Source organism: Pseudescherichia sp. L3, assembly GCF_024656065.1.
In the GTDB taxonomy this organism is placed as follows: domain Bacteria; phylum Pseudomonadota; class Gammaproteobacteria; order Enterobacterales; family Enterobacteriaceae; genus Pseudescherichia.
The window spans coordinates 399,610-422,322 of record NZ_JANKYC010000003.1 but is presented as its reverse complement, the minus strand read 5'-3'; the positions used below and the strand labels follow the sequence as shown (position 1 = coordinate 422,322).

At 56.9% G+C, this 22,713-nt stretch carries 21 protein-coding genes; 13 read left to right on the top strand and 8 right to left on the bottom strand.

What is annotated here, in order from left to right:
• Positions 1 to 24: 24 nt before the first annotated feature.
• Together NR795_RS17280 and NR795_RS17275 are read right to left on the bottom strand one after the other, a co-directional pair.
• Entirely contained in the window at positions 25 to 591 is a 567-nt protein-coding gene (locus NR795_RS17280) for an NADPH-dependent FMN reductase (protein WP_042393482.1), read from the bottom strand.
• 34 nt (positions 592 to 625) lie between these two features.
• Positions 626 to 1,351, bottom strand: coding sequence for a 4'-phosphopantetheinyl transferase superfamily protein (locus NR795_RS17275; RefSeq protein WP_257758852.1), 726 nt, complete (start codon positions 1,349 to 1,351; stop codon positions 626 to 628).
• Between the two features lie 548 nt (positions 1,352 to 1,899).
• On the opposite strand from NR795_RS17275, the gene NR795_RS17270 reads away from it, so the two are divergent.
• Positions 1,900 to 2,310 carry a hypothetical protein gene (locus tag NR795_RS17270; RefSeq protein ID WP_257758851.1) on the top strand — a complete coding sequence of 137 codons (411 nt, stop codon included), beginning with the start codon at positions 1,900 to 1,902 and terminating at the stop codon, positions 2,308 to 2,310.
• 420 nt (positions 2,311 to 2,730) lie between these two features.
• Here the strand turns inward: NR795_RS17270 and mnmE are convergent, their stop codons facing one another.
• From mnmE to rpmH, 5 genes are all read right to left on the bottom strand, one after another.
• Positions 2,731 to 4,095 carry a tRNA uridine-5-carboxymethylaminomethyl(34) synthesis GTPase MnmE gene (gene mnmE / locus NR795_RS17265; protein WP_257758850.1) on the bottom strand — a complete coding sequence of 455 codons (1,365 nt, stop codon included), beginning with the start codon at positions 4,093 to 4,095 and terminating at the stop codon, positions 2,731 to 2,733.
• A 104-nt stretch (positions 4,096 to 4,199) separates the two neighbouring features.
• Positions 4,200 to 5,846 (bottom strand): membrane protein insertase YidC, encoded by a 1,647-nt coding sequence (gene yidC / locus NR795_RS17260; RefSeq protein WP_144818272.1) that lies wholly within the window; start codon positions 5,844 to 5,846, stop codon positions 4,200 to 4,202.
• A 2-nt stretch (positions 5,847 to 5,848) separates the two neighbouring features.
• On the bottom strand, positions 5,849 to 6,106 hold the full coding sequence (gene yidD, locus NR795_RS17255; protein ID WP_144818273.1) for a membrane protein insertion efficiency factor YidD: 258 nt from the start codon (positions 6,104 to 6,106) through the stop codon (positions 5,849 to 5,851).
• Positions 6,070 to 6,429, bottom strand: a complete 360-nt coding sequence (rnpA, locus tag NR795_RS17250; protein ID WP_042393473.1) for a ribonuclease P protein component — start codon at positions 6,427 to 6,429, stop codon at positions 6,070 to 6,072. The genes yidD and rnpA overlap by 37 nt, the downstream gene beginning before the upstream one ends.
• Positions 6,430 to 6,444: 15 nt before the next feature.
• On the bottom strand, positions 6,445 to 6,585 hold the full coding sequence (rpmH, locus tag NR795_RS17245) for a 50S ribosomal protein L34 (protein WP_003849659.1): 141 nt from the start codon (positions 6,583 to 6,585) through the stop codon (positions 6,445 to 6,447).
• A 608-nt stretch (positions 6,586 to 7,193) separates the two neighbouring features.
• On the opposite strand from rpmH, the gene dnaA reads away from it, so the two are divergent.
• The 12 genes from dnaA (at position 7,194) to NR795_RS17185 (ending at position 22,171) form a co-directional block, all read left to right on the top strand.
• Positions 7,194 to 8,591: a chromosomal replication initiator protein DnaA gene (gene dnaA, locus NR795_RS17240; protein ID WP_042393469.1), complete on the top strand. Its 1,398-nt coding sequence runs from the start codon at positions 7,194 to 7,196 to the stop codon at positions 8,589 to 8,591.
• Between the two features lie 4 nt (positions 8,592 to 8,595).
• Positions 8,596 to 9,696: a DNA polymerase III subunit beta gene (gene dnaN, locus NR795_RS17235; RefSeq protein ID WP_042393465.1), complete on the top strand. Its 1,101-nt coding sequence runs from the start codon at positions 8,596 to 8,598 to the stop codon at positions 9,694 to 9,696.
• On the top strand, positions 9,696 to 10,769 hold the full coding sequence (gene recF, locus NR795_RS17230) for a DNA replication/repair protein RecF (RefSeq protein WP_257758848.1): 1,074 nt from the start codon (positions 9,696 to 9,698) through the stop codon (positions 10,767 to 10,769). The genes dnaN and recF overlap by 1 nt, the downstream gene beginning before the upstream one ends.
• 28 nt (positions 10,770 to 10,797) lie before the next feature.
• Positions 10,798 to 13,212, top strand: coding sequence for a DNA topoisomerase (ATP-hydrolyzing) subunit B (gene gyrB, locus NR795_RS17225; RefSeq protein WP_144818275.1), 2,415 nt, complete (start codon positions 10,798 to 10,800; stop codon positions 13,210 to 13,212).
• A gap of 161 nt (positions 13,213 to 13,373) precedes the next feature.
• A complete protein-coding gene (yidA, locus tag NR795_RS17220) occupies positions 13,374 to 14,186 on the top strand; it encodes a sugar-phosphatase (RefSeq protein ID WP_257758847.1) in 813 nt (270 codons plus the stop codon).
• 1,038 nt (positions 14,187 to 15,224) lie between these two features.
• Positions 15,225 to 15,914, top strand: a complete 690-nt coding sequence (gene dgoR / locus NR795_RS17215) for a D-galactonate utilization transcriptional regulator DgoR (protein WP_103820568.1) — start codon at positions 15,225 to 15,227, stop codon at positions 15,912 to 15,914.
• Complete coding sequence (locus tag NR795_RS17210; RefSeq protein WP_257758846.1) at positions 15,911 to 16,789, top strand: 2-dehydro-3-deoxygalactonokinase; 879 nt, start codon at positions 15,911 to 15,913, stop codon at positions 16,787 to 16,789. The genes dgoR and NR795_RS17210 overlap by 4 nt, the downstream gene beginning before the upstream one ends.
• The gene (locus NR795_RS17205; protein WP_257758845.1) at positions 16,773 to 17,390 is read left to right on the top strand and encodes a 2-dehydro-3-deoxy-6-phosphogalactonate aldolase; all 618 of its coding nucleotides are present in this window, start codon (positions 16,773 to 16,775) and stop codon (positions 17,388 to 17,390) included. The genes NR795_RS17210 and NR795_RS17205 overlap by 17 nt, the downstream gene beginning before the upstream one ends.
• A complete protein-coding gene (dgoD, locus tag NR795_RS17200) occupies positions 17,387 to 18,535 on the top strand; it encodes a galactonate dehydratase (RefSeq protein WP_257758844.1) in 1,149 nt (382 codons plus the stop codon). The genes NR795_RS17205 and dgoD overlap by 4 nt, the downstream gene beginning before the upstream one ends.
• 91 nt (positions 18,536 to 18,626) lie before the next feature.
• Positions 18,627 to 19,937 carry an MFS transporter gene (locus NR795_RS17195; RefSeq protein ID WP_257758843.1) on the top strand — a complete coding sequence of 437 codons (1,311 nt, stop codon included), beginning with the start codon at positions 18,627 to 18,629 and terminating at the stop codon, positions 19,935 to 19,937.
• A gap of 12 nt (positions 19,938 to 19,949) precedes the next feature.
• Positions 19,950 to 20,882: a 2-hydroxyacid dehydrogenase gene (locus NR795_RS17190; protein WP_144818287.1), complete on the top strand. Its 933-nt coding sequence runs from the start codon at positions 19,950 to 19,952 to the stop codon at positions 20,880 to 20,882.
• Between the two features lie 59 nt (positions 20,883 to 20,941).
• Complete coding sequence (locus tag NR795_RS17185; protein WP_257758842.1) at positions 20,942 to 22,171, top strand: DUF3748 domain-containing protein; 1,230 nt, start codon at positions 20,942 to 20,944, stop codon at positions 22,169 to 22,171.
• Between the two features lie 15 nt (positions 22,172 to 22,186).
• Here the strand turns inward: NR795_RS17185 and NR795_RS17180 are convergent, their stop codons facing one another.
• Positions 22,187 to 22,519: a YceK/YidQ family lipoprotein gene (locus NR795_RS17180; RefSeq protein ID WP_144818522.1), complete on the bottom strand. Its 333-nt coding sequence runs from the start codon at positions 22,517 to 22,519 to the stop codon at positions 22,187 to 22,189.
• Between the last annotated feature and the right edge of the window lie 194 nt (positions 22,520 to 22,713).

The following is a 22,713-nucleotide window of genomic DNA, read 5'->3' as shown; positions in this document are numbered from 1 at the left end:
AGGCTCTTGGCTGCCGGGCTTTTTTTATGCCCTGACTTTCTTGATGTAATCACCAAACGCCGTCAGCTGGCCGGTCAGATGGTCCAGAGTGCTCTGATCGATAACCTCGCCCGTCTGCGGATCCACCTTGTTCTGGATCACCCCGCCCATAAACTCCGGCTTGTTCATCACCATCGCGTCGAGGAACACCAGAATCTGTCGCAGATGATACTGGCAGCGCGCGCCGCCGATAGCGCCCATTGAGCTGGTCTGGATCAGCACCGGCTTACCGGCCAGCGGCTGCGCGGGCAGGCGTGACAGCCAGTCAATGGCGTTCTTCAGGCCGCCCGGTACGGAGTAGTTATATTCCGGCGTCACAATCACCACGCCGTCAGCGTTGCGGATCTGTTCGGCAATGGCCTCAACGCTCTGCGGGAAACCCTCTTCCTGCTGGATATCGGCATCGTACAGCGGGATATCGGCGATGGTCGGCAGCGGCGCAACCGTCATGCCTTCCGGCGCGATTTTCGGCAGCGTACGGGCCACCATTGCATTGAATGAGCCTTTACGCAGGCTGCCAAGTAACGTAACGACGTGCAGTGAATCAGACATCTTTACTCCTTACCGGTAAATGTAGTGAAGCGAGTTACGCAGGCAGGCTGGTAAAACGCATCAGGCGGGTAGCGGGATTGTTCGCTCGGGTTTGAATATCTGACAGGCCGCGCCACCCCCGCTTCGTATCAAACTCCCAAATCTTGAGGCTTTCAATGGCGGGCGAAACCGCCACGGACCAGATTAGCACGTCCTCTGCGTCGCAGAGCACCTCAATCGGTGCAACCTGCGCTGCACGCAGCTTGCCGGAGCCTGGCAGCAGCTGCAGAAAGCCTGGCGCGTCCTGCGTCTGCCCGGCCATTTTCAGCACGCTCTGCCGCAGGGTCACGATCTGCGACTGGGCCTCGTTGGGATCGCTCTGGTTGTTGATCCACAGCCTTTCGTTGCTGGAAAAAACCCGTGGTTCCTGAGCGTGAGGGCTGTGAAAACCCCGCGTCGCTCGCTGTAACGCCATATTCAGACCGCACAGGCCGCTGGTGGCGATGGCGACGCCGACCATGTTTCCGACATAGGCCAATGAAAAATGGGGCAGGCTGCGATCGGCAAAGACCGGGCGGCCATTGGACTGGATGATGATTTCAGGCAGCTCGCTTAACCCGTAGAGCATAAATACCAGCTCGGCGAGCAGGGCGCGGGAGGCTAAGTAGCGGTTACGGTGGTGTTCAGGCAGCGCCCGGGCCCGATCGTAACAGGACGAGGGCAGGCGGACAGAGACCAGCTGTCCATCGGTAAGGATCCCTCTTGCAAAATGTGTCGCCATTTTTCACTCCATGATAATGGTTAGCCCGCTCGCAACGGTAGAAGCAGTATGTCGTATTGTGTGCAGGTTTTAACACGGATAAAAGGGGGTAAAAAGCACTCTGCGGGACTTTTACAATTCATGTGAGAAATAGAAGGAAGGAGGAGAGGATCGTCATCCATTGCATCTGAATATTGAGGCGTGCGTCGAGCTCCACTATGTAGCCGCAAGAAGCTGTGTTTCTGTTCCTGGCGAGAAAGAAGTGAAGATACGGGGTAAACGCGCATCAGAACCGTTGTTACGGCTTAAGCTACCTCTACCGGTACTCCTTTATGCTGCTTTTCATTTTTAAAAAATAAAAAATGAGGAGAGAGCAATTATACAAAATATAAATTGGTAAGTGTTCACTTATATTTTTTATCGCAAGGTTTAGAGGGATCGCAATTTTAAATTTATTCGTGTAGGTAAAATTAAAAATAATCTTTCAGGATAAAAACGCATAAAAATAATTGTCATTGAAAATTAATCGGTCGTACAATGCGATTAAATAAATATCTTAAGAGGTTTTTATGGCTTTCATGTCTTTATCTACAATGGCCGCAAAAAGCGGCCGGGTGGTACAAAGTAACTACGTTACTGTTACCCAGCGCAGACGCACTGCTGGCTCTGTTGAATTAGGATTCAGAATTAGTCGGGGTGCAATGGACACCACAGGAATCGAGATAGGCGATCGTGTTGATATCCTTTACGATAATGAATCATCTGTGTGGATGATAAAGGCTGTTCTGGAGGGGGGCTTTGGCGTTGCAGGGCAGAAGAATAAATCAGGTGAATATTCATCGTGTGTAATCAGAATCACGTACAGGCCAGGATTTCCTCGTTTGTCTGACGATGGTGATATATCTGTAAAACAATTCTCACAGGACTCAGAAACTAAGATGGGGACAGGGAGGATCATTTTCAAACTCGGTGATGAATAGCGCGATAACGAAGCAAGGTGGAGGGCAACTTCACCGTAATGTTATGATGGGGCTTATGGGTTTAACTTTTCTTATCATGCGTAAATCATTTAAAGTGCTTGGTAGTGTCACTATTTTTGCTGCCGTAGCACTGACCTATGTCTGGCCTTATATCGTAATGGAGTTCGCCGGGAGCGCACACTATAACGCCCGATCTTCTAAAAGAAATACCACGGATTTCTCCCCGTTATGACTTCGACTTTGCCAATATCACCGGTCCGGCATCATGGACAGCCCTAAGGCGCTATTAGTTTCGGTTATCTATAACTCCTAATCCATGTATGCCGTCTTTTTATACTCGGCGGCGCTCCGCGTACACGGGGTTGGGGTCTGGCAGGTTTGGTAGGCCGGGCAAGCGGAGCGCCGCCCGGCGTTTAGCACTTACTTCCCGATACAGAAGCTTGAGAAGATCCGTCCTAACAGGTCATCGGAGGTAAATTCGCCGGTGATCTCGCTCAGGCTCTGCTGGGCGAGGCGCAGCTCTTCCGCCAGCAGCTCGCCTGCCCACGCGCCGAGCAGCTGGGCTTTGCCCTGCTGCAGGTGCTCTGCCGCCAGCTCCAGCGCCTGCAGATGGCGGCGACGGGCCAGGAAGCCACCTTCCATCTGCGTATCAAAGCCCATGCTCTGCTTAAGATGGTTACGCAGCACGTCAATGCCTTCGCCGGTGTAGGCGGAGAGGCGGACAAGTGAGTGACCATTCACCTCGCTGAGCCCCAGCGTCTCGCCGGTCAGATCGGCTTTATTACGTACCACGGTGATCGGCAGCTTCGCGGGCAGGCGGGCGATAAAGTCCGGCCAGATATCTGCCGGATCTACGGCGTCGGTGGTGGTGCCATCGACCATAAACAGTACCCGGTCGGCCTGCTCGATCTCCTGCCAGGCGCGCTCAATGCCGATGCGCTCGACTTCGTCGCTGGCATCGCGCAGCCCAGCAGTATCGATAATATGCAGCGGCATGCCGTCGATATGGATATGCTCGCGCAGTACGTCACGGGTGGTGCCGGCAATATCGGTCACGATAGCCGCCTCGCGCCCGGCCAGGGCGTTCAGCAGGCTCGATTTCCCGGCGTTGGGGCGACCGGCGATGACTACCTTCATCCCTTCACGCAGCAGGCTGCCCTGGCGCGCTTCCGCCCGTACGGCGTCGAGATCGGCCATCACACCGTTAAGCTGCGCTTCGATTTTGCCATCGGAGAGGAAGTCGATCTCCTCGTCGGGAAAATCAATCGCGGCCTCTACGTAGATCCGCAGGTGAGTGAGTGCTTCCACCAGATGATTAACACGGGCAGAGAAGGCGCCCTGAAGCGAGTTCAGCGCCGAGCGTGCGGCCTGTTCCGAGCTGGCGTCGATCAGGTCCGCAATCGCTTCGGCCTGGGCCAGGTCCAGCTTGTCGTTGAGAAACGCGCGCTCGGAAAACTCGCCAGGGCGGGCGATGCGTAGGCCGGGCAGGGTCAGGATACGCTTTAACAGCAGGTCAAGGATCACCGGCCCGCCGTGTCCCTGCAGCTCCAGTACGTCTTCGCCGGTAAAGGAGTTCGGGCCGGGGAACCACAGGGCGATGCCCTGATCCAGCGCCGTGCCGTCCGCGTCGTTAAACGGCAGGTAGTCGGCGTAGCGCGGTTTCGGCAGCTTGCCCAGCACGGCCTGCGCGACGTCGCGGGCCTTGTGACCTGAGATACGCAGAATGCCCACACCACCGCGTCCCGGTGGGGTTGCCTGGGCGACGATAGTGTCGTTATGGCTCATGATATGTCTCTATTGTTACCAATAAAAAGGGCGGTCATCTGACCGCCCTCTCTGTACTTTCCTTTGCCGGGTGGCGCTGTGCTAACCCGGCCTACAGCTTACGATTAGGAGCTTTTCTTCTCGCGGCTATGCAGGCCACGCTTCTCCAGACCGCGGTAGATCAGCTGCTGCTGCAGAATGGTCACCAGGTTGCTGACGATATAGTACAGCACCAGACCAGACGGGAACCACAGGAAGAAGACCGTAAAGATGACCGGCATAAAGGTCATGATCTTCTGCTGCATCGGGTCGGTCACGGTGGTCGGCGACATCTTCTGGATGAAGAACATCGTCACGCCCATCAGGATCGGCAGGATGTAGTACGGGTCCTGTGCAGACAGGTCATGGATCCACAGGGCGAACGGCGCATGGCGCAGCTCAATGGAGCCCATCAGCATGTAGTACAGCGCAAGGAAGATAGGCATCTGGATAACCAGCGGTAAGCAGCCGCCCAGCGGGTTAACCTTCTCAGCTTTATACAGGGCCATCATCTCCTGGCTCTGACGCTGTTTATCATCGCCCAGACGCTCACGCATGGCCTGAATCTTCGGCTGCAGCATACGCATCTTCGCCATGGAGGTGTACTGCGCTTTGGTCAGCGGGTACATGATGCCACGAACGATAAAGGTGATGATGATGATTGAGAAGCCCCAGTTACCCAGGAAGCTGTGGATCCACTTCAGCAGCTTGAACAGCGGCTGAGAGATAAACCACAGCCAGCCGTAGTCTACGGTCAGGTCCAGATGCGGCGCAACGGCAGCCATCTTGTCCTGAATTTCCGGGCCGACCCACAGGGTGCTGGTCAGCGCGGTGGTCTGGCCAGGCTGAACCAGTACCGGTGCAGATTTGTAGCCAATAGCGGCCACGCCGTTGCCCAGGTTGCTGGTGTAGAAGTTGTTCGCGACGTCGCTGCGCGGGATCCATGCGGTGGCAAAGTACTGCTGCAGCATGGCGACCCAGCCGCCGTTAGAGGTCACGTTCAGGTTCTCGTTGTCGGCGATAGTATCGAATTTATATTTTTCGTACTTCTCGTCCGGCGTAGAGTAGGCCGCACCGCGGAAGGTATGCAGCGCAAAGTTGCTGCTGCCGGTGTCGCGATGGGCTGGCAGGTTGATGGATTGCTTCAGCTGGCCGAAGGTTGCGATCTCCAGCGGCTTCGCGCTGCTGTTCGCCACGTTGTAGCCCACGTTCACCGCATACTCACCGCGTTTCAGAGTAAAGGTTTTGGTGAAGGTGTTGCCTGCGGCGTCGGTGTAGGTCAGCGGGATCGCCAGTTCGTTCTGGCCTTCGGCCATCACAAAGGTATCGCTGTTAACGTTATACAGCGGACGCGCGCCGTTTGCCGGGTTATCCGGGCCGTCGCGACCGGTCAGGCCGCTCTGTGCCTGATAGATGAACTCAGGCGTGGTTTCCAGCAGCTGGAACGGCTCGGTAGACTTCAGCTCTTTCGGGTAGCCCAACAGCAGCGCCTGCTCAACATCACCACCACGGGTGTTGATGACAAGCTCCAGCACGTCGGTCTTAACGGTAATGAGTTTCCCCTGGCCACTGGCTGGTACGCCCTGGTCTGCGGCACTACCCGCTGCGGTGGTCGTAGTCTGCGTGGTCTGCTGCGTCTGAGGCTGAGGATTTTTATCCTGCTCCCAGGCTTGCCAGATCATGAAAGACACGAACAACAAAGCGATGACAAAAAGATTGCGTTGCGAATCCATCGTTAGTGTTCTCTGGTATTAAAAGGTCCTGGCGGGACGGGGTCGTCGCCACCCGGGTGTAAAGGGTGGCATTTTAATACGCGTTTCACCGTCAACCAACTGCCTTTTATCACTCCGAACCTGCGCAATGCCTCAATTCCATATTGCGAACAGGTCGGTGTGAAACGACAGTGCGGCCCAAGCAGCGGACTGATCAGGCGCTGATAACCCCGAATGAGGGTTATCAGGAGCCGTGAGCCAGGCGACAGTGGCGGCGCCATAGTTTTTCCAACGCTTCCGTGAGAGCACGGTTATCGAGGTCAGCAACCCCCTTCTTCGCCACCACCACGAAATCCATTGCTGGCAGTTCATGCTGGCGTAAGCGGAAGCTTTCACGCGTCAGACGTTTGATCCGGTTGCGTTCATGCGCACGCTTAACATTTTTCTTGGCGACGGTAAGACCGATGCGGGGATGCCCCAGCGAATTCAGGCGGCCGAGGATGGTGATTTGCGGCGTGCCAGCCCGTTGTGGCTGCTGGAAGACGAATGTGAAATGATTGGGAGTTAACAAGCGTAACTCCCTGGGAAATGCGAGCTTAACCACTCAGGGTTAGCTTTATTACTTGGAAACGGTCAGACGAGAGCGGCCTTTAGCACGACGACGTGCCAGAACCTGACGACCATTTTTAGTAGCCATACGAGCACGGAAGCCGTGAGAACGGTTGCGCTTCAGTACAGACGGTTGAAAAGTGCGTTTCATGGCGATTTCTACCTAAACTTGAATGAATTCACTGAATTTCGCGTCGGTCCGCTGGGCAGTGCCAACGTCTTACGCCTCAGTGTTGATGATTAAAGAGGCCGGATTGTAATAATTGTACACTCCAGAGTCAATTCTCTTTCCTTATATACCGCCTAAATTCTGCTGTTTTTGCTTGAAAAGTAGACGGTAGTCGACGCAAGAAATCAAGCAGCGCGCGCCGGGTGGAGGATTATACGGGCTGAGGGACAAAGCGCAAGGATCCTTCAGGATCTTCATTAGATCGTTTCGGCCATTTTTTATCGATCCTCATTAATTTTTCCAATATGCGGCCTAAATCGTGCCGCACCGGCACCAGGATCGTTTACACTTAGCCGATTCGGATCGTCCTGTGGATAAATCGTGAAGAATCTGTGAGAAACAGAAGATCTCTTCGGCGGTTTACGTTATGATCCGCGGTCCCGATCCTGCATCCCGGATCCGGATCGGGGCAAAAAACCGCAAATAGCGGTTCGCACGTCACCCTTCAGGGGTCTTTTCGACGTGTGTCTACAATCATTAATTTCAGCTTTCGTCTTTTATTATCGACTTTTGTTCGAGTGGAGTCCGCCGTGTCACTTTCGCTTTGGCAGCAGTGTCTTGCCCGACTGCAGGATGAGTTACCAGCCACAGAATTCAGTATGTGGATCCGTCCATTGCAGGCGGAACTGAGTGACAACACGCTGGCTTTGTATGCGCCAAACCGTTTTGTACTCGATTGGGTCAGGGACAAGTACCTTAATAATATCAACGGACTGCTGAACGAGTTCTGCGGCTCGGATACGCCGCAACTGCGCTTTGAAGTGGGTACCCGGCCGGTTGCCCATACGCTAAAGGAGCCGGCAAGCGTCGCCGCGCCTGCCCAGGTCGCAGCGGTGCAGATGCCTCGCGTCGCCCCTGCGTCGCGCTCAAGCTGGGACAACGTTCCCGCTCCGGCAGAGCCTACCTACCGCTCTAACGTCAACGTTAAACATACGTTTGATAACTTCGTTGAAGGTAAATCGAACCAGCTGGCCCGCGCGGCGGCTCGTCAGGTGGCCGATAACCCAGGCGGAGCATATAACCCGCTGTTTCTCTACGGTGGCACGGGCCTCGGTAAGACGCACCTGCTGCACGCGGTGGGTAACGGCATCGTGGCGCGCAAGCCCAATGCCAAAGTAGTCTATATGCACTCCGAGCGCTTTGTTCAGGACATGGTAAAAGCCCTGCAGAACAACGCCATTGAGGAGTTCAAACGTTACTACCGCTCCGTAGACGCCCTGCTGATCGATGACATCCAGTTCTTTGCCAATAAGGAGCGCTCCCAGGAGGAGTTCTTCCACACCTTTAACGCCCTGCTGGAAGGCAACCAACAGATCATCCTCACCTCGGATCGTTATCCAAAAGAGATCAACGGCGTCGAGGATCGTCTGAAGTCGCGCTTTGGCTGGGGATTGACCGTGGCGATCGAGCCGCCTGAACTCGAAACCCGCGTGGCGATCCTGATGAAAAAGGCTGACGAAAACGACATTCGTCTGCCGGGCGAAGTGGCGTTCTTTATTGCCAAACGTCTGCGCTCTAACGTGCGTGAGCTGGAGGGGGCGCTGAACCGTGTGATCGCCAACGCCAACTTCACCGGCCGCGCCATTACCATCGATTTCGTTCGTGAAGCGCTGCGCGATCTGCTGGCGCTCCAGGAAAAGCTGGTCACCATCGACAATATTCAAAAGACGGTGGCGGAGTACTACAAAATTAAAGTGGCGGATCTGCTCTCCAAGCGCCGATCCCGCTCGGTAGCGCGTCCGCGCCAGATGGCGATGGCGCTGGCCAAAGAGCTGACCAACCACAGCCTGCCGGAGATCGGCGATGCGTTTGGCGGCCGCGACCATACGACCGTGCTCCACGCCTGCCGTAAAATCGAGCAGCTGCGTGAAGAGAGCCATGATATCAAAGAAGATTTCTCCAATTTAATCCGAACTCTATCGTCGTGATGCTATGAAATTTACCGTTGAACGTGAACACCTATTAAAACCGCTTCAGCAGGTCAGTGGCCCGCTGGGAGGCCGTCCTACGCTGCCGATCCTGGGCAACCTGCTGCTGCAGGTGGCCGACGGCGCGCTGTCCCTGACCGGCACCGATCTGGAGATGGAGATGGTCGCCCGCGTCGTGCTGGCCCAGCCGCATGAACCCGGCGCAACCACCGTCCCGGCGCGCAAATTCTTCGATATTTGCCGCGGCCTGCCGGAAGGCGCAGAGATCGCCGTGCAGCTGGAGGGCGACCGGATGCTGGTGCGCTCCGGGCGCAGCCGTTTCTCACTGTCGACCTTGCCGGCAGCGGATTTCCCGAACCTCGACGACTGGCAGAGCGAAGTAGAGTTTACCCTGCCGCAGGCGACCATGAAGCGCCTGATCGAGGCGACCCAGTTCTCGATGGCCCATCAGGACGTGCGCTACTACCTGAACGGCATGCTGTTTGAAACCGAAGGCGAAGAGCTGCGCACCGTGGCGACCGACGGCCACCGTCTGGCGGTCTGTTCCATGCCGGTTGGGCAGTCGCTGCCAAACCATTCGGTGATCGTGCCGCGTAAAGGTGTCATTGAGCTGATGCGTATGCTCGACGGTGGAGAGACACCGCTGCGCGTGCAGATTGGCAGCAATAACATCCGCGCACACGTGGGCGACTTTATCTTCACCTCCAAGCTGGTGGATGGTCGCTTCCCGGACTACCGCCGCGTGCTGCCGAAGAACCCGGATAAGCACCTCGACGCCGGGTGCGATATTCTCAAGCAGGCCTTTGCCCGCGCGGCCATTCTCTCTAACGAGAAGTTCCGCGGCGTGCGTCTCTACGTCAGCGAAAACCAGCTCAAGATCACTGCTAACAACCCCGAGCAGGAAGAAGCCGAAGAGATCCTCGACGTCACCTACGCCGGGACAGAAATGGAGATCGGCTTTAACGTTAGCTACGTGCTGGACGTACTCAACGCCCTGAAGTGCGAAAACGTGCGTATTCTGCTGACCGATTCCGTATCGAGCGTACAGATTGAAGATGCCGCCAGCCAAAGTGCGGCTTACGTTGTTATGCCAATGAGACTGTAATGTCGCTCACCCGCCTGTTGATCCGCGACTTTCGCAATATCGAAAGCGCGGATCTTGCTCTCTCCCCCGGCTTTAACTTCTTAGTTGGCGCTAACGGCAGCGGCAAGACCAGCGTGCTGGAAGCGATCTATACGCTCGGCCACGGCCGGGCGTTTCGCAGTTTGCAGATTGGTCGCGTCATTCGCCACGAGCAGGAGGCGTTTATCCTGCATGGTCGTTTACAGGGCGAAGAGCGTGAAACCTCCATCGGCCTGACCAAAGATAAGCATGGGGACAGCACCGTTCGCATCGACGGCACCGACGGCCACAAAGTGGCCGAGCTGGCGCTGCTGATGCCAATGCAGCTGATTACGCCCGAGGGGTTTACTTTACTCAACGGCGGCCCCAAATACAGAAGAGCCTTCCTCGACTGGGGATGCTTCCATAACGAAGCCGGGTTCTTTACTGCCTGGAGCAACCTGAAGCGGCTCCTGAAGCAGCGCAACGCCGCCCTGCGCCAGGTGACGCAATACGCCCAGCTTCGTGCATGGGACAAAGAGCTGATCCCGCTGGCGGAGCAGATCAGCCGCTGGCGAGCCGAGTACAGCACCGCTATCGCCCAGGACATGGCGGACACCTGTAAGCAGTTTCTGCCGGAGTTCTCCCTGAGCTTCTCTTTCCAGCGCGGCTGGGAAAAAGAAGCTGACTACGGCGAGGTGCTGGCGCGCAGCTTTGAGCGCGACAGGGCGCTGACCTATACCGCCCACGGCCCACACAAGGCGGATTTTCGCATTCGTGCCGACGGCGCGCCGGTGGAGGATACTCTCTCCCGCGGGCAGCTTAAGCTGCTGATGTGCGCCCTGCGCCTGGCGCAGGGGGAGTTCCTGACCCGCGAGAGCGGGCGGCGCTGTTTGTACCTCATAGATGATTTTGCCTCAGAGCTTGATGACACGCGGCGCGGGCTGCTGGCCAGCCGCTTAAAAGCCACTCAGTCACAGGTCTTTGTTAGCGCGATTAGCGCTGAACACGTAATGGACATGTCGGACAAAAATTCGAAGATGTTCACCGTGGAAAAGGGTAAAATAGCAGACTAATCCAAGACAAATTGAGCGAGAAACGTTGATGTCGAATTCTTATGACTCCTCCAGTATCAAAGTCCTGAAAGGGCTGGATGCGGTGCGTAAGCGCCCGGGTATGTATATCGGCGACACGGATGACGGTACCGGCCTGCACCATATGGTATTTGAGGTGGTAGATAACGCTATCGACGAGGCGCTCGCGGGTCACTGTAAAGATATCGTCGTGACGATCCACGCCGATAACTCCGTGTCGGTCTCGGATGATGGCCGTGGGATCCCGACCGGTATTCACCCGGAAGAGGGCGTCTCCGCCGCTGAAGTTATCATGACCGTGCTGCACGCAGGCGGTAAATTCGATGATAACTCCTATAAAGTGTCCGGCGGCCTGCACGGCGTGGGCGTCTCCGTGGTTAACGCCCTGTCGCAAAAGCTTGAGCTGCTGATCCGCCGTGAAGGCAAAGTGCACCAGCAGACCTACGTGCACGGTGTGCCGCAGGCACCGCTGGCAGTGACCGGCGATACCGACGTTACCGGTACCGTGGTGCGTTTCTGGCCTAGCCTGGAGACCTTCACCAACGTCACCGAATTTGAGTACGATATCCTGGCCAAGCGCCTGCGCGAGCTGTCATTCCTGAACTCTGGCGTTTCCATTCGCCTGCAGGACAAGCGCGACGGTAAAGAGGACCACTTCCATTACGAAGGCGGCATCAAGGCCTTTGTTGAGTACCTCAACAAGAACAAAACGCCTATTCACCCGAACGTGTTCTATTTCTCCACAGAAAAAGACGGTATCGGCGTAGAAGTTGCGCTCCAGTGGAACGATGGCTTCCAGGAAAACATCTACTGCTTTACCAACAACATTCCGCAGCGCGACGGCGGTACCCACCTTGCGGGCTTCCGTGCGGCAATGACCCGTACCCTGAATGCCTACATGGACAAAGAGGGCTACAGCAAGAAAGCCAAGGTCAGCGCTACCGGTGATGACGCCCGTGAAGGCCTGATCGCCGTTGTTTCGGTAAAAGTGCCGGATCCGAAATTCTCCTCTCAGACCAAAGACAAGCTGGTCTCCTCTGAGGTGAAATCGGCGGTTGAACAGCAGATGAACGAGCTGCTGAGCGAATACCTGCTGGAAAACCCGTCCGACGCTAAAATCGTCGTCGGTAAAATTATCGACGCGGCCCGCGCCCGTGAAGCCGCACGTCGTGCCCGTGAGATGACCCGCCGTAAAGGCGCGCTGGATCTCGCAGGCCTGCCGGGCAAGCTGGCGGACTGTCAGGAACGCGACCCGGCCCACTCCGAACTCTACCTGGTGGAAGGGGACTCGGCGGGCGGCTCGGCGAAGCAGGGCCGTAACCGTAAGAATCAGGCTATCCTGCCGCTGAAGGGTAAGATCCTTAACGTTGAGAAGGCCCGTTTCGACAAGATGCTGGCCTCTCAGGAAGTGGCGACGCTGATCACCGCCCTGGGCTGCGGCATTGGCCGTGACGAGTACAACCCGGACAAGCTGCGCTATCACAGCATCATCATCATGACCGATGCGGACGTTGATGGCTCGCACATCCGTACGCTGCTGCTGACCTTCTTCTATCGCCAGATGCCGGAGATCATTGAGCGTGGTCACGTGTACATCGCTCAGCCGCCGCTCTACAAGGTGAAAAAGGGCAAGCAGGAGCAGTACATCAAGGATGACGAGGCGATGGATCAGTATCAGATCTCTATCGCGTTGGATGGTGCCACCCTGCACACTACCGAAGGCGCACCTGCGCTGGCCGGTGAGGCGCTGGAGAAAATGGTCTCCGAGTATAACGCCACGCAGAAAATGATTACCCGCATGGAGCGTCGTTTCCCGCGTGCGCTGCTGAAAGAGCTTGTCTACCAGCCGACGCTGCAAGAGGCCGATCTCACAGACGAAGCGAAAGTGACCCGCTGGGTCTCTGCGCTGATCGCCACGCTGAACGAAAACGACGTGCACGGCAGCACCTGGAAGTACGACGTGCGTGAAGACGCCGAGCTGAAACAGTTCGAGCCGATTATCCGCGTGCGTACTCACGGTGTGGATACCGACTATCCGCTGGATCATGAGTTCATTATCGGTGGTGAGTATCGTCGTCTGTGCACGCTGGGTGAGAAGCTGCGCGGCCTGATCGAAGAGGATGCCTATATCGAACGTGGCGAGCGTCGTCAGCCGATTGCCAGCTTTGAGCAGGCGCTGGAGTGGCTGGTGAAGGAGTCCCGTCGTGGCCTGGCGATTCAGCGCTATAAAGGGCTGGGCGAGATGAACCCGGAGCAGCTGTGGGAAACCACCATGGATCCGGAGAGCCGCCGCATGCTGCGCGTGACCGTGAAGGATGCGATTGCTGCCGACCAGCTCTTCACTACGCTGATGGGCGATGCCGTTGAACCGCGTCGTGCGTTTATCGAAGAGAACGCCCTGAAAGCGGCGAATATCGATATCTAATCGGTCTGTTCCCCGGCGGCAGTGACGCTGCCGGGGCTACCACTCCTGTAAATGGGGAATATACCGCTCCGCTCCTGTCCCCCTTTTCCCTCCTTGCACTTACTGTCTTTTGCGCAGAATCACGCTAGCATAAGAGTTAACTCTTTTACGCTGGGGAAACCATGGCTATTAAACTCATTGCAATCGACATGGACGGCACCTTGCTGCTGCCGGACCATACCATTTCACCTGCTGTTAAAAATGCGATTGCCGCCGCGCGTGAGCGTGGGGTCAACGTTGTGCTCACCACCGGGCGTCCCTACGCCGGCGTGCACAACTATTTGAAAGAGCTGCATATGGACAGGCCAGGCGATTACTGCATCACCTATAACGGCGCGCTGGTGCAGAAAGCCAGCGACGGCAGCACCGTGGCGCAGACCCCGCTCAGCTATGACGACTACCGCTACCTCGAACAGCTCTCCCGCGAGGTAGGCTCCCATTTCCACGCGCTCGACCGCAACACGCTCTATACCGCTAACCGCGACATCAGTTACTACACGGTGCATGAATCCTACGTCGCGACCATTCCGCTGGTGTTCTGCGAAGCCGAGAAGATGGATCCGGCCATCCAGCTGCTGAAAGTCATGATGATTGACGAGCCGGCGATCCTCGATCAGGCGATAGCGCGCATTCCGGCAGAGGTAAAAGAGAAGTACACCGTGCTGAAAAGTGCGCCTTACTTCCTTGAAATCCTCGATAAAAGCGTCACCAAGGGCACCGGTGTGAAATCGCTGGCCGATGCGCTGAACATCAAGCCGGAAGAGGTGATGGCGATTGGCGATCAGGAAAATGACATCGCGATGCTGGAGTATGCCGGTATGGGTGTTGCCATGGACAATGCTATTTCGTCGGTGAAAGAGGTCGCTAACTTTGTGACTAAAACCAACCTTGAAGATGGCGTGGCTTACGCTATCGAGAAGTTTGTCCTGAACTAAATTTCGCTCCTCCCGTTCGCTAAAAACCCGCCCACCGCTGTAATGCCAGTCAGTTAAGCCGACTGGCATTTTTTGGCAAGGGCGGGAAGAATATGAAGGGTCGCTAAGGTTTCCGTTCACCTCATGGACGGTGCTCCTTTGGGAAACCTACACACGTGAACGTGCCAGGGTGGCTCGCCGCCACCACCCTGGCGACCCGGGCTCCCGGCAGGGAAAATCGCCGCTGCGCGGGTGCCTCGGCTTATCCCTTCCGGCTTTCGGGTCGGGCGTGAGGTAACTTCCCTGTAAGGCACGCCCTCAGCCCGCATCCATGCGGGCTGCCCCGGCCAGAAGTGAACGCCCCGGCGATTTTCAGCCGGACCCAACACCTCGCTTTAATTCCGAGCCTACAGCGATGTCTTTGTCGCTATAGATTCCAGTCTCACAGCGCGGGTGTTGAGTCCCCGCTGAAACCGGCGAACCGGAGACCGGATGACAAGGACTGGACGCCAGGGAGGGCGGCCAGAGGCGAAACGAGACAGGACAAAATCGCCCGGAGCGATTTTGAACAACGCTTTGCGTTGGCCCCGAAGGGGCGAGTCCTGGGGATGGGACGAGTAATCTCGAGTCGAGCCGACCGTCGGTCAGCCGGACGGGAGGTGAGCGCAGTGCGCAGCACCGGTTTCCCTGCGGGGCCGCGGGGATCGATAAGGGGGCCGCGGTGGCCCCCTTATCACGTTCACGTGTGACACTCGTTATATGTTCTGCCCTACATGAGGTGAACGGAACACATATACCAGAGTCACATATTTCCCTTCTCCAGCAGCTTAACTGACTGGCATTAGCCCACCGCTGCGGGTTTTTTATTGCCCCCCGTTTTTTCACAGTTTATTTACCACGTGTCGTTTTTGTGATCTGGATTGTAGTACAACCCAAAGTGATTGTACTACTATCTGTTCACGGTATGGCGAACGACTCGCATATTTGTACTTCAATAGTGCGGACTTTTACGCCGGTAAGGATAAAGTAATGGTAAAGCCTCTTCTTAAAGGATCTGACATGACCATTACAAAAACGGACCGCATCATCGCCACCCTCGGGCGGCAGATTGTCAGCGGCAAATACGTCCCTGGCGCAGGGCTACCTTCCGAGACCGACCTGTGTGAAGAGTTTGAAACCTCGCGCAACATCATCCGGGAAGTCTTTCGCTCCCTGATGGCGAAGCGGCTCATTGAGATGAAGCGCTATCGCGGGGCGTTTGTCGCGGCACGCAACCAGTGGAACTACCTTGATACCGAGGTGCTGCAGTGGGTGCTGGAGAACGACTACGACCCCCGACTTATCAGCGCGATGAGCGAGGTGCGCAACCTGGTAGAGCCAGCCATTGCCCGCTGGGCGGCTGAGCGAGCTACCTCCAGCGATCTGGCGCAGATTGAGGCGGCGCTCAACGACATGATCGCCAATAACCAGAATCGGGAAGCGTTCAACGAAGCGGATATCCGCTATCACGACGCCGTGCTGCAGTCGGTGCACAACCCCGTTCTCCAGCAGCTGACGGTGGCGATTGGCTCCCTGCAGCGGGCAGTATTTGAACAGACCTGGCGCGGGGACGAGGCCAACATGCCGAAGACGCTTCAGGAACATAAGGCGCTGTTTGATGCGATCCGGCATCAGGACGGCGATGCAGCAGAGCAGGCGGCGCTGACCATGATCGCCAGCTCAACTCAAAGGCTGAAGGAAATAACATGACATCACGCTATATCGCCATTGACTGGGGTTCCACCAATCTTCGCGCCTGGCACTATCAGGGCGATGAATGCCTTGAAAGCAGGCAGTCTGAAGCGGGCGTAACCCGCCTGAACGGACGCACCTTCGAGGCGGTATTAGCGCAGATCACCGAGGGCTGGGCGCGGGAAAACACCCCCGTGGTGATGGCGGGCATGGTCGGCAGCAATGCCGGCTGGGTCAACGTCCCGTATCTACCTTGCCCGGCCCGCTTTGACGACATTGGCCAGCAGATTACCGCCGTTGCCGACAATATCTGGATCGTTCCCGGCCTGTGCGTCAACCGGGAAGATAATCATAACGTGATGCGCGGCGAAGAGACCCAGCTGCTCGGCGCGCGCGAACTGCAGCCCGCCCAGGTGTATGTCATGCCCGGCACTCACTGCAAATGGGTGCTGGCCGATAGCGAGCAGGTAAGCGACTTTCACACCGTGATGACCGGCGAACTGCACCATGTGCTGCTTAACCATACGCTGGTGGGTGCAGGCCTCCCTGAGCAGGAAACCTCCCCGGATGCCTTTACCGCTGGCTTAACTCGCGGCCTCGACTCGCCCGATCTGCTGCCTCGCCTGTTTGAAGTGCGGGCTTCCCACGTGCTCGGCGCGCTGGCGCGTGAACAGGTGAGTGAATTTCTTTCCGGTCTGCTCATTGGCAGCGAATTGGCGAGCATGAAAGCCTGGATCGCGCCGCAGCAGACCATCACGCTCGTCGCCAACCCCTCGCTGACCGCACGCTATCAGCAGGCTTTTGACCTGCTGGGCTATAAGACGCAGGCGCTACGCGGCGACGACGCATTTCAGGCAGGTATAAGGAGCATCGCTCATGCAGTGGCAAAATAAACTCCCGCTAATCGCAATTCTGCGCGGCATCACGCCCGAAGAGGCGCACGCCCACGTGGCGGCGGTGATCGAGGCCGGGTTTGAAGCGGTCGAAATTCCGCTCAACTCGCCCCGCTGGGAAGAGAGCATTCCCGCAATGGTAAAAGCCTTTGGTGATAAAGCCTTAATTGGCGCGGGCACGGTATTAAAGCCTGAGCAGGTCGATACGCTTGCCGAAATGGGCTGCACCCTGCTGGTCACGCCAAATATTAACCCGGAGATTATCCGCCGGGCGGTAGCGTACGGCATGACGGTCTGCCCCGGCTGTGCGACGGCAACCGAAGCCTTTACGGCGATTGAGGCCGGTGCCCAGTCGCTGAAAATATTCCCCTCTTCGGCGTTTGGCCCGGACTACATCAAAGCGCTGAAGGCCGTGCTTCCGCCGGAAATCCCTGTGTTCGCCGTGGGGGGTGTCACGCCGGAAAACCTGACCCAGTGGCTCAAGGCAGGCTGTGCCGGTGCCGGACTGGGCAGCGATCTCTACCGTGCCGGGCAATCCGTTGAGCGCACCGCGCAGCAGGCAGTTGCATTTGTAAAAGCGTATCGAGAGGCAGTGCTATGAAAATTACTAAACTAACCACCTACCGTTTACCCCCGCGCTGGATGTTTTTGAAAATCGAGACCGACGAAGGCGTGGTAGGCTGGGGTGAACCGGTGATCGAAGGCCGGGCGCGTACCGTTGAGGCGGCCGTTCACGAGCTGGGCGAATATCTGATTGGCCAGGATCCAGCTCGCATCAACGACCTGTGGCAGGTCATGTATCGCGCGGGCTTCTACCGTGGCGGCCCGATCCTGATGAGCGCCATCGCCGGTATAGACCAGGCGCTCTGGGACATTAAAGGTAAAGTATTGAATGCCCCGGTCTGGCAGCTGATGGGCGGTCTGGTACGCGATAAAATCAAGGCCTACAGCTGGGTGGGCGGCGATCGCCCGTCGGAAGCCATCGCGGGCATTACTAAACTGCGCGAAATTGGCTTCGATACGTTTAAATTAAACGGCTGCGAAGAGCTATCGATTATTGATGATTTCCGTAAAGTGGAAGCCGCGGTAAATACCGCCGCGCAGATCCGCGAAGCCTTTGGCAATGAAATTGAATTTGGCCTCGATTTCCACGGCCGCGTTAGCGCACCGATGGCGAAAATATTAATTAAAGAGCTGGAGCCGTACCGTCCGCTGTTTATTGAAGAGCCAGTGCTGGCCGAGCAGGCGGAATATTATCCGAAGCTGGCTGCGCAAACCCATATTCCGATTGCCGCCGGGGAGCGGATGTTCTCACGCTTCGAATTTAAGCGCGTGCTGGAAGCGGGCGGTCTGGCCATTCTTCAGCCCGATCTCTCCCACGCAGGGGGCATTACCGAGTGCTACAAAATTGCTGGCATGGCAGAGGCGTACGACGTGGCGCTGGCGCCGCACTGTCCGCTTGGCCCTATTGCGCTGGCGGCCTGTCTGCACGTGGACTTTGTCTCCCACAATGCGGTGTTCCAGGAGCAGAGCATGGGCATTCACTACAATCAGGGCGCGGAGCTGCTCGACTTTGTGAAAAACAAAGAGGACTTCAACATGGAAGGCGGCTTCTTCAAACCGCTGATGAAGCCAGGCCTGGGCGTAGAGATTGATGAGGAGCAGGTTATTGCCCGCAGTAAAGATGTCACCGACTGGCGCAATCCATTATGGCGACATGAAGACGGTTCCGTAGCCGAGTGGTAATTTCCTGATTCAAAAAAATAACGATAGCTAACTGCCTGTATATGAACAGAGGGATCGCCTCGCGCATATACGGCTGGGTGAGGTTTTTACTATGAATACCGATCTGTACTCTACAACCTTAAAACAGCTTAATGCGAAAATAATTCCTTTCATCATTATCTGTTATTTTGTCGCTAACCTTGATAAAACCAATATCTCTATTGCGGCATTGCAAATGAATGCCGATCTCGGCCTGAGCGCCAGTATGTATGGCCTTGGCGTCGGGATGTTCTATATCTCGTATATTATTTTTGAAATCCCCAGCAACGTTATTATGACGCGAGTAGGTGCCCGGATATGGATCGCCAGGATTATGATTACCTGGGGTATCGTCAGCGCCGGGATGTCGCTGGTGCAAACGCCCACGCAGCTCTACGTCATGCGCTTTTTACTCGGTATGGCGGAAGCGGGCTTTACGCCGGGCATTATTTACTACATCTCCTGCTGGTTCCCGAAAAGCAACCGTGCGCGGGCCATGTCGTTCTTCTACATGGGCTCGGTGATGGCGTCGATTGTCGGCCTGCCGATCTCTGGCTCGATTCTAAACATGCACGGTATTGCTGATATTGCAGGCTGGCGCTGGCTGTTTGCGCTGGAGGGCATTCCTGCCATCGCTCTGGGGATCATGGTGCTGTGGCGCTTGCCGCAGACGCCGGATCACGCCGCGTGGCTGACGCCGGAGCAGAAAGGCTGGCTGAAGGCGGAGCTAGAGCGCGACAACGCCGGGGTTGAGGTGGGTAAAAACCACAGCTGGATGAGCGCGCTGAAAAACAAGACCGTGCTGCTGCTGAGCCTGGTGTGGTTCCTGCAAGCCTTTGGCTCTATCGGTATTACGCTGTTCCTGCCGCTGATCATCAAAAGTATGGCCAGTGATCAGAGCAACATCGTTATCAGCCTGCTCTCTGCCGTGCCCTTTATCGCTGCCTGCTTGTTTATGTATTTCAATGGCCGCCACTCTGATACCACCAGGGAACGTTCGCTGCACCTTGGGCTGCCGCTGATTATCTCCGGGCTGTCGCTGGCTATCGCTATCTACTCCAGCAATCTGCTGGTGGCTTACTTCCTGCTGATCCTAACCGTTGGCTTCAACTTTGCGCTGACGCCGATCTTTTGGGCCGTGACCACCGAGAAGCTGGCTGGCGTTGCCGCAGCGGCCTCTATCGCCTTCATTAACACGGTGGCTAACTTTGTCGGTCTCGGCCTCCCGCCGCTGCTGGGCAAAATCAAAGATGCCACCAACAGCTACCACTATGGACTGCTGATTGTGGCGGTAGCGCTGATCCTCGGCGGCATTATTGGCATCCTGGTCTCGCGTCCGACGCAGCCAAAAGCCGCAAAACGAACCGCTACACGCCTCTCCTGATAGGAAAACGATATGAAACAGAAAGTACTGAAACAGGCGGGTCTGCCGGATGCGCTCACCGCTGAACTGCAAACGCGCTACGACCTATACGATCTGGCTGAGATGGATACCGCTAAGCTCGCCGCTATCGCTGATGAAGTTACGGTGGTGATAACCAACGGCGAAGCGGTAGTGACGCGTGACTTTATCGCCTCGCTGCCTGCCCTGAAGCTGATCGCCGTCTTTGGCGTGGGTTACGATGGCGTCGACGTGGCGGCGGCACGGGATCACGGCGTGGCGGTGACCCATACACCGGGCGTACTGACTGATGATGTGGCCGATCTGGCTATTGGCCTGATGCTGGCAACCTCGCGCCGCATCGTGGCTGCGCAGAAGTTTATTGAGCAGGGCGACTGGTCGGCGGGTGGCTTTCAGTGGACGCGCAAGGTTTCTGGCGCGCGTCTGGGTATTCTCGGCATGGGGCGAATTGGCCAGGCCATCGCGCGTCGTGCCAGCGGGTTTGATATGCATATTGCCTACACTGACCGCAAGGCACACAGCGCACTGCCGTGGGATTACGTCGCCGATCTGCGCGAGCTGGCAGAGCAGAGCGATTTTCTGATGGTCTGTGCGCCGGGTGGCGCAGAGACAAAAGCGCTGATAAACCCGTCGGTACTCGAGGCGCTTGGCCAGCAGGGCGTGCTGATCAACATCTCACGCGGCAGCGTGGTGGACGAAGCCGCGCTGATCGCTGCCCTGGAGAGTGGCACGATTGCCGGTGCCGGACTGGACGTTTTTGCCGATGAGCCCAACGTGCCTGCCGCGCTGCAACAGCGCGATAACGTGGTCATCACTCCCCATATGGCCAGCGCAACCTGGGAAACGCGTCGGGAGATGTCACGCCTGGTGTTAGAGAACGTTCAGGCCTGGTTTGAGGGTGAACCGCTGGTAACACCGGTTCCCTGATAGTTTTTTTGCTGTAGATCTCTTACCCTGATGCGACATCTGCGCATCAGGGTCTCTTCATGAAACAAATCACCTTCGCTCCCCGCCATCATCAGCTGACCAATATCAATACCTGGACGCCCGACAGCCAGTGGCTGGTGTTTGACGTGCGTCCTTCCGGCGCCTCCTTTACCGGTAAAACCATTGAACGCGTCAACGTGGAGACCGGTGAGGTTGAGATAATCTATACCGCGACCCAGGGCGCGCACGTTGGCGTGGTGACCGTTCATCCCAGCGAAGAGAAGTATGTGTTTATTCACGGGCCGCAGGATCCGGACGAGAGCTGGCAGTACGATTTCCACCATCGCCAGGGGGTAATTGTGCAAGACGGCAGGGCGAGCAATCTCGATGCGCTGGATATCACCGAACCCTATACCCCCGGCGCGCTGCGCGGCGGCAGCCACGTGCATGTGTTCAGCCCGGACGGTAGCAAGGTGAGCTTTACCTATAACGACCACGTGCTGCACGAGCGCGATCCAGAGCTGGATCTGCGCAACGTCGGCGTCGCCGTTCCCTTTGGGCCGGTTCTGCCTGGGGGCAATCATCCGCGAGAGTATGCTGGCAGCCACTGGTGCGTGCTGGTCAGCCGCACGACGCCAACCCCTGCGCCCGGCAGCGATGAGATCAACCGCGCCTATGAAGAGGGCTGGGTAGGCAACGGCAGGCTGGCGTTTATTGGCGATACGCTGGCGTTAAACGGTGAAAAAGTGCCTGAACTGTTTATCGTCGATCTGCCCGCTGATGAGCAGGGCTGGAAGCGGGCGGGAGACGTCCCGCTGGCTGGCACATCAACCACGATGCCGTCGCCGCCGGCGGGGGTGCAGCAGCGGCGGCTTACCTTTACCCACCAGCGTCGTTATCCGGGGCTGGTCAACGTGCCACGCCACTGGGTGCGCAGCAACCCGCGGGGCAGTAACATTGCTTTTTTGATGCGTGATGAGGCAGGCGTGGTGCAGCTCTGGCTGATTGCCGCAGAGGGCGGCGAGCCGCGCCAGCTGACGCATAACGCCACGGACATCCAGTCGGCGTTTAACTGGCACCCCTCCGGCGCGGCGCTCGGTTTTGTGCTGGAGAACCGCATCGCCCTGTGCGATAGCGCGATGGGAACGGTCGTATTTTTAACCGACACTCACCCTGAGCATCCGCCCTCGGCCGATGCGGTGGTCTTCTCTCCGGATGGTAAGAAGATCGCGTGGATGGCAACCGTCGCAGGCTTCCGCCAGCTGTGGATGGCCGATACCGGCCTGTAATCGGCCAGAGCGAATTTACGGTGCGGGCATGGCCGCAGGGGGAATAACGGAGTTGGTGGCCAGGTTGGCCTCCTCCGCTTTCTCGACGCGAGATTTTACCGAGTTGTCTTTGCGGAACATATCCCAGGGCAGCAGCAGCGTATCGGCTACGGCGGTAAACGGCATATCGAGCACCACAAATGATTTCACCGCCAGGTTCGCGTCATCATCCATTAGCATTTTTGAACTGGCGCGCGTGCCGGGGTAGAGCCCCTCTTTGCCGCCGGTGTGCGACATCACGCTGGAGCAGCCGCCCAGCGTCACCATTCCGCTGACAATCGCCACTTTTAACAGAACATTTTTCATGATGGTTTTTTTCTTATCATCGTGCACTCCTTGCTTATAACGACCCTTAAGGGAAATGAATAGCTTTCGTGTGCCGCTCTGTGGCGGCAATCGCAATTTAGCGTTAAGTGTCGTAACTCAGTCTATGTCCTGAGTGAGAAAGTGCAAAAAAAAGTCAGACTTCTGCCCTTGAAAATTCTCTCGCTGCACCCATTTTT

What these genes read in the sequence shown, in the direction of transcription:
- recF (WP_257758848.1), top strand. Translation starts at nt 9,696, where the DNA reads ATGTCGCTCACCCGCCTGTTGATCCGCGACTTTCGCAATATCGAAAGC.
- rpmH (WP_003849659.1), bottom strand. Translation starts at nt 6,585, where the DNA reads ATGAAACGCACTTTTCAACCGTCTGTACTGAAGCGCAACCGTTCTCAC.
- dgoD (WP_257758844.1), top strand. Translation starts at nt 17,387, where the DNA reads ATGAAAATTACTAAACTAACCACCTACCGTTTACCCCCGCGCTGGATG.
- yidA (WP_257758847.1), top strand. Translation starts at nt 13,374, where the DNA reads ATGGCTATTAAACTCATTGCAATCGACATGGACGGCACCTTGCTGCTG.
- NR795_RS17270 (WP_257758851.1), top strand. Translation starts at nt 1,900, where the DNA reads ATGGCTTTCATGTCTTTATCTACAATGGCCGCAAAAAGCGGCCGGGTG.
- NR795_RS17280 (WP_042393482.1), bottom strand. Translation starts at nt 591, where the DNA reads ATGTCTGATTCACTGCACGTCGTTACGTTACTTGGCAGCCTGCGTAAA.
- NR795_RS17275 (WP_257758852.1), bottom strand. Translation starts at nt 1,351, where the DNA reads ATGGCGACACATTTTGCAAGAGGGATCCTTACCGATGGACAGCTGGTC.
- NR795_RS17205 (WP_257758845.1), top strand. Translation starts at nt 16,773, where the DNA reads ATGCAGTGGCAAAATAAACTCCCGCTAATCGCAATTCTGCGCGGCATC.
- dgoR (WP_103820568.1), top strand. Translation starts at nt 15,225, where the DNA reads ATGACCATTACAAAAACGGACCGCATCATCGCCACCCTCGGGCGGCAG.
- NR795_RS17185 (WP_257758842.1), top strand. Translation starts at nt 20,942, where the DNA reads ATGAAACAAATCACCTTCGCTCCCCGCCATCATCAGCTGACCAATATC.
- NR795_RS17210 (WP_257758846.1), top strand. Translation starts at nt 15,911, where the DNA reads ATGACATCACGCTATATCGCCATTGACTGGGGTTCCACCAATCTTCGC.
- NR795_RS17195 (WP_257758843.1), top strand. Translation starts at nt 18,627, where the DNA reads ATGAATACCGATCTGTACTCTACAACCTTAAAACAGCTTAATGCGAAA.
- yidD (WP_144818273.1), bottom strand. Translation starts at nt 6,106, where the DNA reads ATGGCGCCGCCACTGTCGCCTGGCTCACGGCTCCTGATAACCCTCATT.
- gyrB (WP_144818275.1), top strand. Translation starts at nt 10,798, where the DNA reads ATGTCGAATTCTTATGACTCCTCCAGTATCAAAGTCCTGAAAGGGCTG.
- yidC (WP_144818272.1), bottom strand. Translation starts at nt 5,846, where the DNA reads ATGGATTCGCAACGCAATCTTTTTGTCATCGCTTTGTTGTTCGTGTCT.
- NR795_RS17190 (WP_144818287.1), top strand. Translation starts at nt 19,950, where the DNA reads ATGAAACAGAAAGTACTGAAACAGGCGGGTCTGCCGGATGCGCTCACC.
- mnmE (WP_257758850.1), bottom strand. Translation starts at nt 4,095, where the DNA reads ATGAGCCATAACGACACTATCGTCGCCCAGGCAACCCCACCGGGACGC.
- dnaN (WP_042393465.1), top strand. Translation starts at nt 8,596, where the DNA reads ATGAAATTTACCGTTGAACGTGAACACCTATTAAAACCGCTTCAGCAG.